This window comes from Acinetobacter sp. Li1LvA2 (genome assembly GCF_056156705.1).
The window spans coordinates 144,675-161,691 of record NZ_JBSICF010000002.1 but is presented as its reverse complement, the minus strand read 5'-3'; the positions used below and the strand labels follow the sequence as shown (position 1 = coordinate 161,691).

The following is a 17,017-nucleotide window of genomic DNA, read 5'->3' as shown; positions in this document are numbered from 1 at the left end:
TTTGATTAAACAACGAATTTCAACATGAGCTGAATAACCGTTGCATTAATTAAATCGACAAAGAATGCACCACAAAGCGGAACAATTAAAAATGCCTTATGCGATGGACCATACATGTTGGTAATCGCCTGCATATTTGCAACTGCTGTTGGCGTTGCTCCCATACCAAAACCACAATGGCCTGCTGCTAGTACTGCTGCATCGTAGTTTTTGCCCATCACGCGGAAAGTTACAAACGCTGCATATAAAGCCATGGTAAGTGTTTGAGCACCTAAAATAACCACAAGCGGCCCAGCTAAGTCAGCCAGTTGCCAAAGTTTTAAAGAAAGCAATGCCATTGCTAAATAAAGAGACAAAGACGCATTACCAAACACATCAATCGCACGGTCAAAAATATCAATTTTCAACACGCTTTCTAAAATATTTCTTAAGATTACACCGCCGCCGAGTGCCCAAACAAAAGTTGGTAACTCAAACCAAGTTCCCTTACTAAAACCTGTCATAAATTCAGCAAACGCCAAACATGCTGCAAACATACCTAGTGTAGTAATTGCATTATCGGCAGTAATTAAACGTACTTGATGAGGGTTTTCAAACGGTGCAAGGTCATCCGAATTTTGCTCAACATGCGTATCTCTATAATGAATTTCATTATTGGTTTTTGGTTGAGCCAGACTGTAACGGTTGATAAGCAGTTTCGCTAATGGTCCACCTATCACACCGCCAATAATTAAACCAAAAGTTGCACTCGCCATTCCTAAAGCTAGAGCACCTTGAATACCATGCTGAGTTTCTAAAATTTCTCCCCAAGCTCCTGCTGTACCATGACCACCTGTTAAGGTAATTGAACCAGCAATTAAGCCAATTAATGGGTCAAGACCAAGCAAAGTCGCAAGACTCATGCCTACCGCGTCTTGTACTACAATAAAAGAAGCTACACAAACTAAGAAGATAACCAAAGCCATACCACCTTCTTTAAGCTTCATAAAATTGGCGCTTAAACCAATTGAAGCAAAGAAGACAAGCATAAAGCTGGTTTGCAACTCACTACTGAAGACAACGCTATATCCCCATAATGTATGGACAAGTAGCGAAATGACCGCAGCCACCAAACCACCTGCTACAGGTTCGGGAATATTATAGCGCTGTAAAAAATTAATCTGATTAACAAGAAAGCGGCCTAACAACAAGACGATAACCGCCGAAATTAGTGTATAAAAACCATTAAAAACAAATTCCATATATGCTACTTTCTAATTAAATTCCTAATCGATTGTAAAATAATTATATTTTATTTTTTCATATGTAAAAAAAACACAAACAAACTTTACAAAATTACTCTACCAATAAACTTTTATTATTCTTAAAAAAAGCTTAATTTCTTAAATATTTTATATAAAAATTTAGATAAAAATAATTTTACTATTAATTTCAAAACCTTAAATAAAGTCATTCTTAAATATAAATAATTAACCTTTGATACCTTAAGCAGAAAATACTGTCTTTTGGGTCACTGAACTTAGAACTCATTCCCTTTAATATCCCTGAAAAGACCAGCTCCTTATCGCTCTGGGCAACATTTTTATAGGTTTTATATTCAATGAGTTTATTGCTTAAAATTCGTCAGAACGTTCCTCAGCTACAGTCTATTAAAAAATCTCTTCAGACACGTGCGGGCCAAAAACTGCCTCACATGCTGATCAATGCATCGGATCTATTTTTTAGAGGTCCTGAAATTGCCTTGTCAGGAAAAATACCTTTTGACGTGATCTATAAGCATGAAATTATTAGCTTACGCCATTATAAAAATGAGATCGATACATCTACACCTAAACATCGCGTACCGTTGGTGATCGTTCCACCGCTAGCAGTAAATATGCTCATTTATGATTTGTTCCCTACACGCAGTTTTATACGTTTCTTCTTAGCACAAGGTTTTGATGTTTATTTAATTGACTGGGGCGTGCCAACTCGCCACCAAGCTAAATACAATTTCGGCACCTACATTAAAGTTTTTATGCCTGAAATGTTAAAGCAGGTTCGAGAACACAGTGGTCAGCAACAGCTTTCTTTACATGGCTGGAGCTTAGGCGGTGCACTTTCGCTCTGCTATACCGCATTATTTAAAGATAAAGATATTAAAAATCTAATTATTCTTGCTTCCCCTATCGATACCCATAAAGCGGGTTATATGGGGAAACTCTACGGCAGTCTGACTAAACCTGCCGAATGGGTTCGCAAACATACGCCATTTCGCATTCGTCACCATGTGCCAAGTGAAGCATTTCATATTCATGGCTGGCAAAACACGCTAGGTTTTAAATTAACGGATCCGATTGGAAATTTGAAAACATATTGGGAACTTTTTAAGAATCTTGATAACCGAGAATTTATTGTCGACCATGCAACCTCAAGTTCATTCATCGATAATATGCTGGCCTATCCGGGTGGTGTCATGCGTGACATTATTCTCCGTTTCTGGATTGATAATGAACTATCCAATGGCGTAGTTAAATTCGGCGAACTTACAGCCTATCTAAAAGATATTGAATGTTCAGTACTCGCAGTGGGTGGTAGCACAGATATTATTGTGACGGCTGATGCTGTTAGGCCACTTATGGATTTAATTAGTAGCCAAGACAAAACCTTTAAAGTTGTTCCAGGTGGTCATATGGGTGTGGTTTCTGGAAGCCAAGCCCCTACTGCGGTTTGGCCAGAAATGAGTAATTGGTTAGCTACACGTTCAGATTAATCAATTTAAATATTAATAAACCGACGTAGTAGACTATACGCCAGTAAATGGTCTATATAAATTTTAAAGTTTTTGCACAAATCTTCTAGAACTGTACTTAGCTATTTTGTACTGTTCTAATAGCTAAACTTAAAAATTTCTGGTTGGATCTTATGGGTAATTGGGTGGATATTTCAAAAGATACCAACACAGGTATTGAAACCATCCGTGCCCATTTTACTGGCCATGCCTATGACCCACACTGGCATTCAAGTTATTTAATCGGTGTAACTGAATCTGGCATTCAGCAATTTCACTGTCGAAAAAAACAAATCAATAGTCATGCTGGGCAAGTCTTTATGCTTGAACCCGAAGAAATTCATGATGGTCATGCTCCTGTATCTGATGGGTTTACCTATCAAATGCTATACCTACATCCAGACTGGTTAAAACAACGTATCCAAGGTTTATTTCATAATAGTCCTGATCACTACGAGTTAGTGATTGATGCACCATTAAAATCAGATGACCAGCTCGCTATTATTACGTCTCAAGCGTTTCAACATTTGCACTATAAAGAAATGAATATTGTGAAAGATAATAGTCTAGACCTGCTTATTCAGTATATCGCACAAGGAAAATGGTTAAAAAAAACTCACCAATCATCTATTGCTCATACACCTCGAATTGCATATCAAATTCGAGATATTTTGCATGATCATCTATTTGAAGATATCGGACTCCAAGATATCTCTAAAATGATGGGTTTAGACCGATACCATATTCATCGCATTTTTAAAGCAACATTTCATTTGGCCCCTCATCAATATCTGATTCAACTCAGACTTACTCGAGCACGTGATTTACTCGCCAGAAGCATTACCCCCGCACAAGTTGCTTCAGATTTATGTTTTGCAGACCAAAGTCATTTAAGTCGCTGGTTCAAACGTTGCTATGGTTTAACTCCCGCAGCCTATAGAAAAATCTGCACAAATCTTCAAGATTAAAAATCTTAATTATTTCATCTTGTATGCCCCTATTAACTTAAGTCGACAAGATGGAAAACCTCACTGCATTTTTATTATTTGCTATTGTTGCCTCAATTACTCCCGGCCCAACCAATTTTATAATTTTGAGTTTAAGCAGCCGTCATAAAATTTCTAAAACACTTCCTGTCATTTTAGGTTCGTGCATCGGGGCTGCATTACTTGTGCTCATTGTTGGCATTGGACTGGGTTCAACTCTTCTGGCTTACCCAATTATTCAAAAAATAATGACATTGATTGGTTTAATCTGGCTCACTTCATTGGCTTGGAAACTATATAACTACAACCCTATTATTCCTTACGAACAAGACAACAGAAAAGATCCGATTGGTTTCCTTGCTGGATTTTTTATGCAGGCAGTTAATCCTAAAACATGGATGATGGCTTTTGCTGTGATTAGTGTTTACACAAAACAAGGACAAGATATCTGGCTAAATGTCTCAATTTTATCCTTCATTTTTTTAATTATCGCGATTCCTTGTCTTTACATCTGGGCCTTAGTTGGCAGGTTAAGCAACCGATTATTTTCAGAACCAAAGCAAATAAACATTTTTAATAAAATAATGGCGCTAACACTACTCATCTCTGTATGGCTGCCCATCTTATATACATTTTAATCATCAAAACTGGATAAGGACATCTGCTTTCTAATATAAAGCTTAGATCATATAACTTTTAATAATTACTTGTTTTTATAATTTCTTAAAATAACTTTTAATGAATATTCATTTAATAACTTAATGACTTTTATTTTTAGAAACATACCTCCCTCACAACACATGTTGCTTTTTGTTATTTATGTAAAGCTTATCTTAACAATAAAATCCAATAACCATATGTTAAATATAATTTTTCTAACAACATTGCTTTGTAAATTTCGTCTATTTTTTATACAAATGTAGGCAATTTCTCACAACCATGTAAGTTAAAACGTACAACATAAACAATTGTTTTTCCTATAATTAATTTCAGTACATATAAGCACTCTTTACTATTAAATAGAAAGCTGAGTATTAATGAAGAGATCTGGAGAAACGGCAACGTTATCTTTATTAATATAAATACTCTTAATAATAGAAAAAGAATCTCAAAAAATTAATATGTACTATCTTTCCTCTGGAAACAGAGGAAAGATCTTTTTTAATCATCAGATAGGGTATAGAGAATGTTTATTGCAAAAAATATATTTGTATATTTACTATCAATGTTAGCTTTATGCTTAATGATTATTTTCTTTAATTACCTTGGAATGAACGAGACGATTAATCTTCTGCTCTCTTCAGCACTTTTTGGAATATTTATTACTTGGTATTTCAAAGGGAGCGGACTATGTCTCGCCTTATTTAGTTTTTTTTACTGGGCAATGTTTGTAATTAGTCAAAGTCTAGAGGTAATATGGATGCTCGCAAGTTCAGTCATTGTCTATCTAGTGATGACCAAAATGATTCCTAAATTCAAGACCATCCATTTCGGCGTTATAGCTAAAAAGGGTTCACCCCACGCTTAACCATACCTACTTTCTTAACCACATTAACTTTGCTTTGTTCAGCACTTAATAATTCATTTAAGAAAATTTTTAAATTTTTCTCATCAAGACAAATGGGATTAAAACTAGTTTCTCCCATATTTAAAAAGAAAGATTCAATATTTGTATTACGCTGTACATATTTCATTGACCAACGTTGAAAAGAGTTCTTCTCGATGGAATATGTACACAACCATTTAACATTGTAGTGTCTTTGATCATCTTTAATTTTTTCAAATAATCGCTCCACTAACTCCTGTTCGCCTTCTAAACATTGAAAAAAAGCATTATCAGCATAATAGAGCACACCACAAATTTGATTCAAATCATTAAAATTTCTAGCTTCTGTTAAAATATCACGTAAATCTTGCAATAAATCTTCATTTTTTTCGTTTCGTTGACTGGCATAACACAGGCGAACGTTCATTAACAATTCCGTGAAATATAAAATTTCTTTATCTAAAGATTTTTCAATCTAACATATATTTCTTCCTGATAATTGATATTTCATCCATACACTTAATATCTATTCCAAACAAACCACCGGTAAGAGAATAACGAAAGTTATCAGACTTACAAATGATTAGATATAAAACAAAAAAAGCCCTCTAGTGAGAGGGCTTTTATAGCCTGTAAAAGAACAATTAAATTTCTTTTAAAGACTAAAATAAAAAAAAGCACTAAATAGTGCTTTTTTCTTACTGAAATATTATTGTGGAATAATATTTACAGCATTTGGGCCTTTTTGACCTTGAGTAACAGTAAACGTTACACGTTGACCTTCGTGCAAAGTTTTGAAACCTGAACCAGAGATCTCTTTGAAGTGTGCAAACACGTCTGGACCATTGTCTTGTTGAATGAAACCGAAACCTTTAGTTTCGTTAAACCATTTTACTGTACCGCTTACTGTATTAGACATGATATATCCTACTGATTTCTAATATTTTAGTATCATTTAATAATGACACTAACATAACTTTGAAAAAAGAATAACAAATTGAGTTAAGATCTTAAAAAACGAAGGATTATGACTAAAACTACGATACTTTAAAGAAGATTTACTAACAAGACTTTTTTCTAGTTAAGAACATGATACATGAAATAAATTTCTATTCAAGCTTTTTATGAGAAAAATTTTATAAATTATAATAAAAAACCCAAAAACAATAACTTAATAGTGTCACTAAAAACTTAGCATATTCCCTACCTAACCAACTACTTACATCCAATTAGATAAAATGTTGAAGAATAGAAAGATCAGCACTTAGGACGCATGAGATGACTGAATAGAAATATAAAAAAGACTTTAAATAATTTGAATTTTAGAAATTCAGGCAATAAAAAAAACTCCTAAACAGGAGCTTCATTTTTAAATTATTGGCAGAGGATCAAGGACTCGAACCTTGACGAACGGTTTTGGAGACCGTCATGCTACCATTACACCAATCCTCTATATTTATGATTAAACAACTAATGATTTAATCATAAAAAAAGCAAGAACATCGTCTTGCTTCTTTTAATGGTGGGGGCGAAGAGACTCGAACTCTTACACCTTGCGGCGCTGGAACCTAAATCCAGTGCGTCTACCAATTTCGCCACGCCCCCATCTGGGACATTTATTTAAAATAAATGTGGCAGAGGATCAAGGACTCGAACCTTGACGAACGGTTTTGGAGACCGTCATGCTACCATTACACCAATCCTCTTCCAAAACATAGATGACTTAACATCTACATTAACTTTAAGTTTTAACTTAAAGTGGTGGGGGCGAAGAGACTCGAACTCTTACACCTTGCGGCGCTGGAACCTAAATCCAGTGCGTCTACCAATTTCGCCACGCCCCCGATGGCTGTGTATATTAGCGATAAGATCTAACAGTGACAAGTGTTTTTTTTCTAAAAAAAACTGACCGTGTAAATTGTATACAGATACTAGATCAATGATTTTTATAAGTTTGAATGGGCTTTTAAACAATTCATCGCTTCAAACACGTTTGCAAACCTATTTTTTTGTTGTTTTTGCAATAAACCCGAAAGTAATGGATAAAAAATCATAAGTTGTGTCGGTAATTGAATGGTTAAATTTTGGCAATGCAATACTGCCCAATCATAGTAACTTCCTGCTTCTAAGCGAGTTTGAGTTAACCATTCATATAGAACGATACCAAATGCGTATAAATCGCTTTGTATATCCTTAAAAGCGCCTCTAAACAGCTCTGGAGCCATATATCGTGGTGTAGCATCCATTCTTAAATCTGAGCTCGATATAAGTCGGGCTTTCTCAAAATCAATCAAATAAGCATTTTGCTCAAACTTTCGAAAATGTTCTTTCTTAATATCTCCATGAATCCAACCAAATTCGTGGAGTTCAGCGAGCTTATCTAGTGCGGACCAAATCGCATGATATACATCAGTTAAATCCGTTTCATGGGACAATGAACCAAACCACAAATCAGTATTGGGTAAAATTAAAACCCTACCTAAAGAATGGTTTAATTGAGAAATAGCACTAACTTCAATTAAGTTATGAGGTAAAAGCCACGCAGATTTCTTATGAGTAATTTCTTCGTAAAATAATTGCTCATGAATGAAATCTTGCTCACTTTGAACATCTGTTTCAGGTAAATGATATTTTAACCAATAGTCTTTATTATCTATGCTGCATGTCCATAGATACCGCCCTAAAGCGGCACTCACAGGTTTTGTCACACTTTTTAAGTCTTGTATATGCGAAGCAAAATCATGCTTCAGCATAGTAAGACTCTGGCTGTTGTTGCTTTTCTTCAAAACGCAAAACTTCTAAACAATGCTGAATCGTCTTGCCAATACGAGCATGGGTCTCAATCGAAGAAATTTTTGGCCAAGTCGCACGCTCCCCTTCTCGCTGTAAGCGTTTAAACAAATGTGGACGTGGATTTTGCAAAGTATAGGTATAGTGACTCAAGCCATATTTAGCAATGATATTCACATCGCCATAATAACGCTGCCCCATTACACCATAGCCATGATCGAGTAATCGTCTAATCGGAGAAATAGAACCAAGTCTTTGACGTGTAAAGTCCATAAGTCCCATGGATAACACTTTACCTTGACGTCTTAAAATCCGTTCAGGCCAACTTAAAACATCTTTACGAAAGCGGTCTGCATCATTTTGCATAAATGGAACAATATGTGGATTCACCTGACTAGCGATGGTGTAATTTAAATTATAAAGTCGGGCCATTCTTTCTTGTGGAAAATCATTTCTTACACTGCCGTCTACCCATTTTGTGTTTGCCATGTAAGGCGTGTGTTCACCGTCATAACGTTTGCTAGTTAAACGTACGGGTGGAAATAACACAGGTACAGCACATGAAGCCAACACAGCACTCCAAACTAAAACGTTTGGCGTCATAATGGCATTCATGATGCGCGGGTTTTCTGTTGCATCATACGGTGCAACTGCCACATTAATGTTTAAACCAGATTTTTTGAAAGCCTCTTCAAATGTGAGATCCCCCAGATTTTCAACAAGGAATTTTTTCAAATATTGCACATCGGCAATTCCACCATTTCCTTTAATGAGTTCACGAAGTTTTCTAAAATGAAAAGCATCACTAAAGAATTGTTCTCCATTTAATAAATTTTGAACATCTTCACTGGCTGAAGTTCCAAGCATGCCCGTCATAATTGCCCCAGCACTTGAGCCAGACAACACTTTAGGCATTAAATCTTGTTCAATTAAAGCCTTACATACCCCAGTATGAAAAAGGCCTAAAGTTGCTCCACCTGAGAACATAAGGGCTGGTTGGCCATATGCTTTTTCACAATTTTCAAAAAACTCTATTTTTTCTTTTCTTTGGAAAGTAATACATTCACTTGAAGCAATATAGGCCAAGCTTTGGCTCACCTCTTCAATATAATCTTCAATTAACTTTTTCGTTCCCACATGAGTTGCAGCAAACAACATAGGATGACCAATATTTGCAATATCGTAGGTTAGACCTTCTTTTAGTAAATAAATAAGATCTAGCGTTCGATGTTGCTGGCGATATCTTTTGAGTAAGGTATACCGATAAGAAATGAGCTCGGCATCGAAGTAAGGTGAACTATTATCAAATTTCCACTCTTGCACTCCTGTTTCTTCATCTAGTTTTAATGCAAAAGACTTCCATTCTTCATAAGATTCAGCCATGTCTAATTGACGTTGTAATTTTTTGATACGGTAAGCCTGATGTGGATTCATATCACTTCGTAATTTTTCAAACATATTTCGTCCTCATCTTCTCAGATGATTTTACTAAATAGACATGACAACACTATGCTCGGTCTGAACATTTCAATCAATTGCAAAACCGATAAAGTGTATAGGCAATAAGTTTTTTGTCAGCCTGTTAATTTCGGTGTTAGTATCCTAGTAAATTACTGTTTAACATGATTGATTAACCATGGCTACCATTGATTTACCAGAGAATTTAGTTCAAACATTATCACTTGTATTAAATCAGCTACAGCAGGTCTTACCTGAACCTCGAGAAGAGACAGATTTTACTGCACCTGCTTTTAGATGGGAAAATCAGCAACTTAAAGCCATCCACACACCGAAAAATATTTATCTTGATGACTTAAAAGGCATTGAACGTCAGAAAGAAAAAATCATTCAAAATACTTTGCAATTTTTAAATGGCTTACCAGCCAATGATGTGCTTTTAACAGGCTCGCGTGGTACGGGAAAGTCATCTATTGTGCGTGCTTTATTGACTGAGTATGCCCCGCAAGGATTACGTTTAATTGAAATTGAGCGTGATGACTTAGCAGATTTACCTAAAATTCAGAAACTCATTCAAAACCGACCTGAAAAATACATCGTGTATTGTGATGACTTAGCGTTTAATGCTGAAGATGAAAATTATCGTAGTTTAAAAAGTGTATTGGATGGTTCATTACAGTCTGGTTCAAGTAATTTTATTATTTATGCAACCAGTAACCGTCGTCATTTATTACCAGAATTTATGCATGAGAATACGCCTGTAACCAAGGTCGATGTACCACAATATACTGAGTTACACCCACAAGAAGCGATTGAGGAAAAGATCTCTTTGTCAGATCGTTTTGGTTTGTGGTTATCTTTTTATCCAATGGACCAGAATTTATATTTAGAAATCGTGGAGCATTACATTCATAAAGCAAACATGGTTTTTAATGATGAAGTTCGTGCTGAAAGTTTACGTTGGTGTCAAATGCGTGGTCAACGTTCAGGACGTGCTGCATATCAGTTTTCTAAGCACTGGATTGGTTTAAATGGCTTAAAAGAACTGTCTAACAATTAAACAAAATGTCCCGCAAAGCCTTAGCTTTGGCCTGAAAACCGCTTAGTTTTGATAGTTGTTTTTCATAACCTAAAACAAAGATAGTCCTATCCTCATTTAGGTTTATATATGAAAAAACAATTGCCCAAAATTTCTATAGGCAGTAAAGTTTTAGGTCAAAGCTTATTGCTCGCGCAAAGTGTTATAGATAAAGCAGAAAAATACTCAACTCTTCCTTTTTCTCAGTCTCATATCATCCAGCCCCGAGTCGATGAAAAATATTATAGCTGGACTCATTACGGCATCTTTTTCCCACTTTTGCCAGAGCCGCATCGCTATTTAAATATTATGATTTTATTAGGCACTCCCGGTGCTCTTGCATTTGATCATGATGACATAATTCATGGAAATCCTCGAAAAACAGCGACTTTATTTTCAAGTACAGCCGCAGTAGAGAAAGCTTTGCTTAAGGCCTATATCATTCCTGAAGATACAAAAATTAATGAAGATGGAAGCTTAATCGAACTAGGTCAAGAAATTTCAATTCAAGGAAAATTCCCAAAAATTCATATTAATGGACATTATGAGGGGCTTGATTTCGACTTTGACATTGATGTTACCTCCCATGTTTCATGGTTTATAAAAACACCGATTTATGATCATTTTAGCTTGTTGGCAAAGTTTAAAGGTTTCTTAACCTATCAAGCAGAACGTATTGAAAGTGAGGGACTCTGCACTTATGAATATGCTCGAGCAGTTGGAGCTCATTCCATCGCAGATAAACTTATTCCTGAAGCCTATAAACTGCCGCTTGATTTTTTTACTTATCAAATTATCAATTTAAATGAGACTACTCAACTTCTTCTTACCAAAGCAGATATTGCCGGTCAGACAGCAGCTTATACTTTGCATATTAGATATCTTGATCGACCCGCAGAAGTTTATACAGATGTCAGTTTTGATATTATTTCTCACCAAGTTGATGATTACATCTCACCAACTGGGCAAAAGATGCGACTTCCTAAATTCTTTTCGTGGATTGCTCGAAATGAAGCTAAACAAATTATTTTAAATATTCAGGCAGAAATTGACTGCCCACTCCGCTACGGTCATGGGCGAGGTTATGCAAGTAGTTATATATTTACTGGTAATTATTTCGGTAATGAAGTTCAAGGCCGTGGGTATATCGAATATATAGATATTGAAAACCAACAAGCCTTTGAAGATAACTAATTTTACTCAGGAATAGACAACTCAGTCATTGGCCAACGTGGTGTTGTGGTTACAGCTAAACCATCATGTTGGCCTGCTTTTAAGCGTTGATAGCCTGCAAAAGCAATCATTGCCCCATTATCAGTACAAAGAGCAGGTTCTGCGTAATAAACTTGTGCCTTAATTTTAGCTAATGAAGTTTCCAACTGTTCACGTAGTCGTAAATTTGCACTTACTCCACCCGCAATAACTAAACGCTTAAGTCCAGTTTGCTTTAAGGCTTTTACTGATTTTTTTACCAATGTATCTACAATTGCTTCTTGGAATGAAGCTGCAATGTCTGCGTCTCGGTTTTCACCATTCAACTTTTTCAATTGCACAGAAACAGCTGTTTTTAAACCACTAAAAGAAAAATCTAGACCTTGGTGAAGCATTGGTCGTGGAAATTCAAACGCTAATGGATTACCACTTAAAGCCAATTTCGCAATATTAGGACCACCCGGGTATGGCAAACTCATCATTTTTGCAACTTTATCAAAGGCCTCTCCAGCTGCATCATCAATCGATTCACCTAAAAGCTCATATTGACCAATAGCGTGAGCTGCCATTAATTGTGTATGCCCACCTGAAACCAATAAAGCAACAAATGGAAATTCGGGCGGTTGACTTGAGAGTAAAGGTGCCAACATGTGCCCCTCCATATGGTGAACACCAATGGCAGGTTTATTTAAAGAAAAAGCTAAAGTTCTTCCAAATAAAGCCCCTGTCATTAGGGCTCCCATTAAGCCAGGACCACGCGTATAAGCAACAGCATCAATCTCTTGTTTTGTTACACCACTTTGCTCAAGCAATTGATTCATTAAAGGAATTAATTTTCGAACATGGTCACGAGAAGCAAGTTCAGGTACTACCCCACCATATTCGGCATGAAGTTTAATCTGGCTATAAAGAACCTGTCCCCGCAAGCCGAGTTCGCTATCATAAAGTGCCAACCCTGTTTCATCACAAGAAGTTTCCAAGCCTAAAACAATCATCAAAACTGCCTTTTATATGAGTCAAAATATTGCAATCGCTATTATAGACTTGTGATATGAGTTGTAAATGAGTAAAATACTGACCTTCACTTGTGATCCGGCACAATAGTGTGCTTGATCTTATCCATAATCTAGAGGATTTTACATGCCACAAGTTAAGTTGAAAGAAGGCGAACCAGTTGACGTAGCTATCCGTCGTTTCAAACGTTCATGCGAAAAAGCTGGTGTTTTAGCTGACGTTCGTAAACGTGAATTCTACGAAAAACCAACTCAAGAACGTAAGCGCAAAAAAGCTGCTGCAGTTAAACGCTACCAAAAGAAATTGGCTCGCGAATCTGTACGTACTACTCGCCTTTACTAATTAATTTGTGATTGACTGCTGAATTATGACTACTTTAAAAAACCAAATTACTGATGCATTAAAAACTTCTATGCGTGCCAAAGATATGGCAACAGTGACGGTTTTGCGTAGTCTACAAGCAGCAATTAAGCAAATCGAAGTCGATGAGCGCATAGAGCTTGGCGACGCTCAGGTTCTTGCGGTCATTGAAAAGCAAATTAAACAACGTAAAGAATCGATCAAAGCCTTTGAAGGTGCTGGTCGTGATGATTTAGCTAGTAAAGAACAAGCCGAAGCTGAGATTTTATCTCAGTTTCTACCAGAAGCTATGACTGAGGAAGAGCTTGATTCTCTCATTGAGCAAACGATTTCTGCTCAAGAAGCAACTAGCATGAAAGATATGGGTAAGGTGATGAATTCTCTACGTCCGATCATAGCCGGGCGTGCCGATCCTTCTATAGTTTCAGCAAAAATTAAAGCTAAATTAGCTTAATTTCTTCTCTTAAATCTTATATTCCTTCAAACCAAAATTCCTTTTAGTTTGCGAATATTTGCATATCTGAAAATTTTGAAAGATCTATCTTCAAATTTTCATTCTTCGCTCATCTTGCATTTGCTTTAATCTACTGTCTATTCTAGCCGACATTGCTTGATTATCTTTTGCTAATCGCTGAGCATGCAATATCGATTTAATCGCATTCTCTTCACTCCCCGACCAATATTCAGCTTCTGCTCGATAGCGTAAAACATTGACTGCTCTCAGCGGTCCTGTCTTGTCCAAATTAGCAGCCTGCTGCAAAAATTGCCAACCTTGGATATCTCTTGGGTTTTTATTGATAAACCGTTGAACAAGAGTTTGAACCTGTGAAAATTTTCCTTGGCGCAGCAACACTTCAGCCAACTTATAACTGAAAGCTCTATTTTCAGGCATAGTCATTTGTGTAGAAGCAATTGAAGTATAGGCTTGATCCAACTTGTTTTGCCCCAGATAAATATCTGTCTGCAAGAGTGTAACGAGAGGTTTTCCACTAGATTTAACTTGATCTAAAGTAGATTGCGCTTGTGCATAATCACCTTGTTTTACATAAAAAGCTGCCAAAGCAATAAGACCCGCAATATTTTTTTGTGAGGCTAAACTCTGTAGTTGGTTTTCGGTAGCCTGATTTGAAACTACCATTGTGTACCATTTTAAAATTTCAAAATCGACATCATATATACGATTTTTAACTTTAGGCATCTGGTTCGCACGAAGTCGGGCCTCACTCATGCGTTCGGTCGTCAATGGATGAGTCAGCCAGAAATCTGGTAAAAAACTTACCCGACTAGTCGCACGATGCATTGTTTCAAAATAGTCTGCCATACTTTGCGGGTTATAACCGGCTGCATACATATATTGCATACCAATACGGTCTGCTTCACGTTCCTGATTTCGACTATATGTTAACTGGCTATCCATTAATGCAGCCTGTGTTCCCAACATGACCGCAGCCCCTGCATCTCCACCGCCCTGTGCAGCTATTGCCACGCCCGCTAAAAGCCCAGCTAAACTCAATAAGGTTTGCCCCTTAAAGGCTTCCTCTGAACGACTAAAATGTCTTTGTGATACGTGTGCAATCTCATGTGCCATAACCCCAGCAATTTCATCAATATTGCGAGCTGAGGCAATAAGCCCAGTATTAAGCGCGAATAAGCCACCTGGAACCGCAAAAGCATTAATTTGTGGATCTTTAATAACAACCAGACCAATAGGCTGACCGAGTTGTGTCTCACTTAAAATATTTGAAAATACTTGGAAAAATTGGTCTTCGAGCCAAATATCTTGAATAACTGGCATTTGCTTATGAACTTCACGGAAAACTTTTTCACCAATAAATTTTTCTTTTTGTTGATCAAGCAAGCCTATCCCACTTCCAATATTTGGAATTTCCACCTGATTCACAGATGGTTGAGGGTCGAAAGACTGTGCATACGCAGCATTTGCTATAAAAGTCGCACTTAAAATAACTGGCAAAAATCTCAAAAGTTTTTCTCTATTAAAATTAAACCATAAAAAAAGCCTACTGATATGAACCATAAAAAATTATGTTCAATCAATAGACTTTTACTATATCACTCGAAATCGACTAGTTTTGCAATGAAGTGTTATTAATCACTTATATAAAGTTTTGGTTTACCAAATATCTAGGTGTTTTATCTTCTAAAGCTTCAACCAAATTTCTATAGGCAAGATTTGCCATTTTTTTACGGGTTTCAGCAGTCGCCGATCCCACATGAGGCAAAGTCACTACATTCGGTAATTTAAAAAGTCCCGAATCTTGTAAAGGTTCTTTTTCATACACATCTAAGCCAGCAGCAAAGATCTGATTTTGCTGTAAAGCTTCAATTAAAGCTTGCTCATCAACCACTGAACCACGGGCAATATTAATAAAAATAGCGTGCTTTTGCATAAGCTCAAACTGAGCTTTGCCCATTAATGCTTTCGATTCATTATTTAAATCAACTGCAGTTACTACAAAATCGGACTGCTGTAGCAATTGATCCAAACCAAGATATTCTGCATTTAATGGCTCAGCCAATTCAGGCTTTTCGCGACGATTATGGTAAACAATATTCATGTTAAATCCATAAAAACCACGACGTGCAATTGCAGCACCAATATTACCAAGTCCAATAATACCTAATGTCTTTCCAAAAACATCTAAACCGAACTGCTGAGGCCCTACTGTTCTTTTCCATTCGCCTTGTTTAGTCCAATGATCAAGAAAAGGAACTTTTCTAGCAGCGCTTAGTAACAATGTAAAAGCAAGATCAGCTGTTGTTTCTGTTAAAACATGGGGCGTATTTGATAACCAGATTTTTCTTTGGTTTAAATAAGCCACATCATAATTGTCATAGCCTACCGTCACAGATGAAATAATTTTTAGTTTTTGGGCAGGTGCAAGGTTATTTTCATTCAGCACCCGTCCTGCGCCGATCATTCCATCAGCATCGACAACGTGTTGCCGTATTTGTTCATTAATATCACCCAATTTTGGGTTAAGAACCACAACATGATAATCCTGTTGTAATCGAGACAAAATTTCTTCATCAATTTGGCTAAAAACTACAACTTTTTTCATGTAAATCCCTACTACTCGTTGTTATCTTGCATTAATTTCCATAACCTTTTTTTAAGGAGTGGTTTCTCCAGCATTTCCTTTAAACTTGCCAAATGGATAATATTGGCATGTTGAATATAAGAACACTCACCAAGGCATAAGATCTTTTTATCTGCTGCAACAGCATCCAAGAAGCCTTGTATATACGAACCAACTCCCCGCTGATCTTGATAGGCAACTAAAGGAAAAGGCCATTTTAATTCAGCATACTGCCCTATTTTCGCTTTTTGTATGTTATTCCAAAGCTGTTTTTCTTCTTCACATAAATTTGTAACATCTAAAAAAATAACGCATTTTTCAAGAGAAAAAGCCTGCAACTCAAATGATGCAATCTTGATGGCAGGTGCTTGCACTTCATTACGAGGTTCTATAATAGGTTGAACCGGCATTGAAACTGGCGCCACAATTTCAGGTTCAACTTTTGGAATATCGTTAATTTGTGGCTTTGTAGTCTGCTCAAGAACTATGGGTTCTACAGAGGGTAATATGATCGGTTCTTGTTCTTCTACAACATGATCTCGCCAAAGGCTTTGAGCATTATTTTTTTGGCACACCTGTGTCTTAGGAATCCATACATCAATCCCTAAAGTCGCCAATATATTTCTTTGCTGCCCAATCATGTTTGAATCAATACCTCTGCTTAAGCTACATTCTAACGGGCTTGAGTTTTTTTTTCAGTGTTTT

At 36.5% G+C, this 17,017-nt stretch carries 17 protein-coding genes and 4 tRNA genes; 8 read left to right on the top strand and 13 right to left on the bottom strand.

Features of this window, described 5'->3' with window-relative positions:
• Positions 1-5: 5 nt before the first annotated feature.
• Entirely contained in the window at positions 6-1,241 is a 1,236-nt protein-coding gene (gene gltS, locus ACS604_RS05350; protein ID WP_474770586.1) for a sodium/glutamate symporter, read from the bottom strand.
• A 359-nt stretch (positions 1,242-1,600) separates the two neighbouring features.
• Between gltS and ACS604_RS05345 the strand changes: the two genes are divergently transcribed.
• The 4 genes from ACS604_RS05345 (at position 1,601) to ACS604_RS05330 (ending at position 5,284) form a co-directional block, all read left to right on the top strand.
• Positions 1,601-2,752, top strand: coding sequence for an alpha/beta fold hydrolase (locus tag ACS604_RS05345; RefSeq protein ID WP_474770584.1), 1,152 nt, complete (start codon positions 1,601-1,603; stop codon positions 2,750-2,752).
• A 152-nt stretch (positions 2,753-2,904) separates the two neighbouring features.
• A complete protein-coding gene (locus ACS604_RS05340) occupies positions 2,905-3,738 on the top strand; it encodes an AraC family transcriptional regulator (protein WP_474770582.1) in 834 nt (277 codons plus the stop codon).
• 50 nt (positions 3,739-3,788) lie between these two features.
• Positions 3,789-4,394 carry a LysE family translocator gene (locus ACS604_RS05335; RefSeq protein ID WP_474770580.1) on the top strand — a complete coding sequence of 202 codons (606 nt, stop codon included), beginning with the start codon at positions 3,789-3,791 and terminating at the stop codon, positions 4,392-4,394.
• A gap of 548 nt (positions 4,395-4,942) precedes the next feature.
• Complete coding sequence (locus ACS604_RS05330) at positions 4,943-5,284, top strand: hypothetical protein (protein ID WP_443273427.1); 342 nt, start codon at positions 4,943-4,945, stop codon at positions 5,282-5,284.
• Here ACS604_RS05330 and ACS604_RS05325 read toward each other — a convergent pair.
• The 8 genes from ACS604_RS05325 to ACS604_RS05290 form a co-directional block, all read right to left on the bottom strand.
• A complete protein-coding gene (locus ACS604_RS05325) occupies positions 5,259-5,729 on the bottom strand; it encodes an AnBLUF65 family BLUF photoreceptors (protein WP_474770578.1) in 471 nt (156 codons plus the stop codon). The genes ACS604_RS05330 and ACS604_RS05325 overlap by 26 nt on opposite strands.
• A 282-nt stretch (positions 5,730-6,011) precedes the next feature.
• A complete protein-coding gene (locus ACS604_RS05320; RefSeq protein WP_003650775.1) occupies positions 6,012-6,221 on the bottom strand; it encodes a cold-shock protein in 210 nt (69 codons plus the stop codon).
• 459 nt (positions 6,222-6,680) lie between these two features.
• Positions 6,681-6,754: transfer RNA gene (locus tag ACS604_RS05315), tRNA-Trp, on the bottom strand.
• 68 nt (positions 6,755-6,822) lie between these two features.
• Positions 6,823-6,907, bottom strand: a tRNA-Leu gene (locus ACS604_RS05310).
• A 27-nt stretch (positions 6,908-6,934) separates the two neighbouring features.
• Positions 6,935-7,008 (bottom strand) — tRNA-Trp (locus tag ACS604_RS05305).
• A 53-nt stretch (positions 7,009-7,061) separates the two neighbouring features.
• A tRNA-Leu gene (locus ACS604_RS05300) sits at positions 7,062-7,146 on the bottom strand.
• A gap of 102 nt (positions 7,147-7,248) precedes the next feature.
• Positions 7,249-8,055, bottom strand: a complete 807-nt coding sequence (locus tag ACS604_RS05295; RefSeq protein WP_174727812.1) for a protein kinase domain-containing protein — start codon at positions 8,053-8,055, stop codon at positions 7,249-7,251.
• Positions 8,042-9,550, bottom strand: a complete 1,509-nt coding sequence (locus ACS604_RS05290) for a DUF3336 domain-containing protein (RefSeq protein ID WP_174741001.1) — start codon at positions 9,548-9,550, stop codon at positions 8,042-8,044. The genes ACS604_RS05295 and ACS604_RS05290 overlap by 14 nt, the downstream gene beginning before the upstream one ends.
• Positions 9,551-9,728: 178 nt before the next feature.
• Here ACS604_RS05290 and ACS604_RS05285 point away from each other — a divergent pair, with 178 nt between their 5' ends.
• Together ACS604_RS05285 and ACS604_RS05280 are read left to right on the top strand one after the other, a co-directional pair.
• Positions 9,729-10,610 (top strand): ATP-binding protein, encoded by an 882-nt coding sequence (locus tag ACS604_RS05285; RefSeq protein WP_151963191.1) that lies wholly within the window; start codon positions 9,729-9,731, stop codon positions 10,608-10,610.
• Positions 10,611-10,718: 108 nt separating this feature from the next.
• The gene (locus ACS604_RS05280) at positions 10,719-11,822 is read left to right on the top strand and encodes a DUF6670 family protein (RefSeq protein WP_474770576.1); all 1,104 of its coding nucleotides are present in this window, start codon (positions 10,719-10,721) and stop codon (positions 11,820-11,822) included.
• A 2-nt stretch (positions 11,823-11,824) separates the two neighbouring features.
• Here ACS604_RS05280 and tsaD read toward each other — a convergent pair whose 3' ends face one another.
• Entirely contained in the window at positions 11,825-12,835 is a 1,011-nt protein-coding gene (gene tsaD / locus ACS604_RS05275; protein WP_174759834.1) for a tRNA (adenosine(37)-N6)-threonylcarbamoyltransferase complex transferase subunit TsaD, read from the bottom strand.
• A gap of 145 nt (positions 12,836-12,980) precedes the next feature.
• On the opposite strand from tsaD, the gene rpsU reads away from it, so the two are divergent.
• Both rpsU and ACS604_RS05265 read left to right on the top strand, forming a co-directional pair.
• Positions 12,981-13,196 carry a 30S ribosomal protein S21 gene (rpsU, locus tag ACS604_RS05270; RefSeq protein WP_001136722.1) on the top strand — a complete coding sequence of 72 codons (216 nt, stop codon included), beginning with the start codon at positions 12,981-12,983 and terminating at the stop codon, positions 13,194-13,196.
• Between the two features lie 25 nt (positions 13,197-13,221).
• Positions 13,222-13,668, top strand: coding sequence for a GatB/YqeY domain-containing protein (locus ACS604_RS05265; protein ID WP_003650763.1), 447 nt, complete (start codon positions 13,222-13,224; stop codon positions 13,666-13,668).
• A 90-nt stretch (positions 13,669-13,758) separates the two neighbouring features.
• On the opposite strand, the gene ACS604_RS05260 is transcribed toward ACS604_RS05265, so the two are convergent.
• The 3 genes from ACS604_RS05260 to ACS604_RS05250 all read right to left on the bottom strand — a co-directional run bounded on the left by ACS604_RS05260 (position 13,759) and on the right by ACS604_RS05250 (position 16,953).
• Complete coding sequence (locus ACS604_RS05260; protein ID WP_474770562.1) at positions 13,759-15,186, bottom strand: M48 family metalloprotease; 1,428 nt, start codon at positions 15,184-15,186, stop codon at positions 13,759-13,761.
• A gap of 142 nt (positions 15,187-15,328) precedes the next feature.
• Positions 15,329-16,294 carry a 2-hydroxyacid dehydrogenase gene (locus ACS604_RS05255; RefSeq protein ID WP_474770560.1) on the bottom strand — a complete coding sequence of 322 codons (966 nt, stop codon included), beginning with the start codon at positions 16,292-16,294 and terminating at the stop codon, positions 15,329-15,331.
• 11 nt (positions 16,295-16,305) lie between these two features.
• Positions 16,306-16,953: a hypothetical protein gene (locus tag ACS604_RS05250; protein WP_474770559.1), complete on the bottom strand. Its 648-nt coding sequence runs from the start codon at positions 16,951-16,953 to the stop codon at positions 16,306-16,308.
• Positions 16,954-17,017: the final 64 nt, after the last annotated feature.

Bases quoted from the DNA above. Each gene is read 5' to 3' on its own strand.
- gltS (WP_474770586.1), bottom strand. From the start codon at position 1,241: ATGGAATTTGTTTTTAATGGTTTTTATACACTAATTTCGGCGGTTATC.
- ACS604_RS05345 (WP_474770584.1), top strand. From the start codon at position 1,601: ATGAGTTTATTGCTTAAAATTCGTCAGAACGTTCCTCAGCTACAGTCT.
- ACS604_RS05340 (WP_474770582.1), top strand. From the start codon at position 2,905: ATGGGTAATTGGGTGGATATTTCAAAAGATACCAACACAGGTATTGAA.
- ACS604_RS05335 (WP_474770580.1), top strand. From the start codon at position 3,789: ATGGAAAACCTCACTGCATTTTTATTATTTGCTATTGTTGCCTCAATT.
- ACS604_RS05330 (WP_443273427.1), top strand. From the start codon at position 4,943: ATGTTTATTGCAAAAAATATATTTGTATATTTACTATCAATGTTAGCT.
- ACS604_RS05325 (WP_474770578.1), bottom strand. From the start codon at position 5,729: ATGAACGTTCGCCTGTGTTATGCCAGTCAACGAAACGAAAAAAATGAA.
- ACS604_RS05320 (WP_003650775.1), bottom strand. From the start codon at position 6,221: ATGTCTAATACAGTAAGCGGTACAGTAAAATGGTTTAACGAAACTAAA.
- ACS604_RS05295 (WP_174727812.1), bottom strand. From the start codon at position 8,055: ATGCTGAAGCATGATTTTGCTTCGCATATACAAGACTTAAAAAGTGTG.
- ACS604_RS05290 (WP_174741001.1), bottom strand. From the start codon at position 9,550: ATGTTTGAAAAATTACGAAGTGATATGAATCCACATCAGGCTTACCGT.
- ACS604_RS05285 (WP_151963191.1), top strand. From the start codon at position 9,729: ATGGCTACCATTGATTTACCAGAGAATTTAGTTCAAACATTATCACTT.
- ACS604_RS05280 (WP_474770576.1), top strand. From the start codon at position 10,719: ATGAAAAAACAATTGCCCAAAATTTCTATAGGCAGTAAAGTTTTAGGT.
- tsaD (WP_174759834.1), bottom strand. From the start codon at position 12,835: ATGATTGTTTTAGGCTTGGAAACTTCTTGTGATGAAACAGGGTTGGCA.
- rpsU (WP_001136722.1), top strand. From the start codon at position 12,981: ATGCCACAAGTTAAGTTGAAAGAAGGCGAACCAGTTGACGTAGCTATC.
- ACS604_RS05265 (WP_003650763.1), top strand. From the start codon at position 13,222: ATGACTACTTTAAAAAACCAAATTACTGATGCATTAAAAACTTCTATG.
- ACS604_RS05255 (WP_474770560.1), bottom strand. From the start codon at position 16,294: ATGAAAAAAGTTGTAGTTTTTAGCCAAATTGATGAAGAAATTTTGTCT.
- ACS604_RS05250 (WP_474770559.1), bottom strand. From the start codon at position 16,953: ATGATTGGGCAGCAAAGAAATATATTGGCGACTTTAGGGATTGATGTA.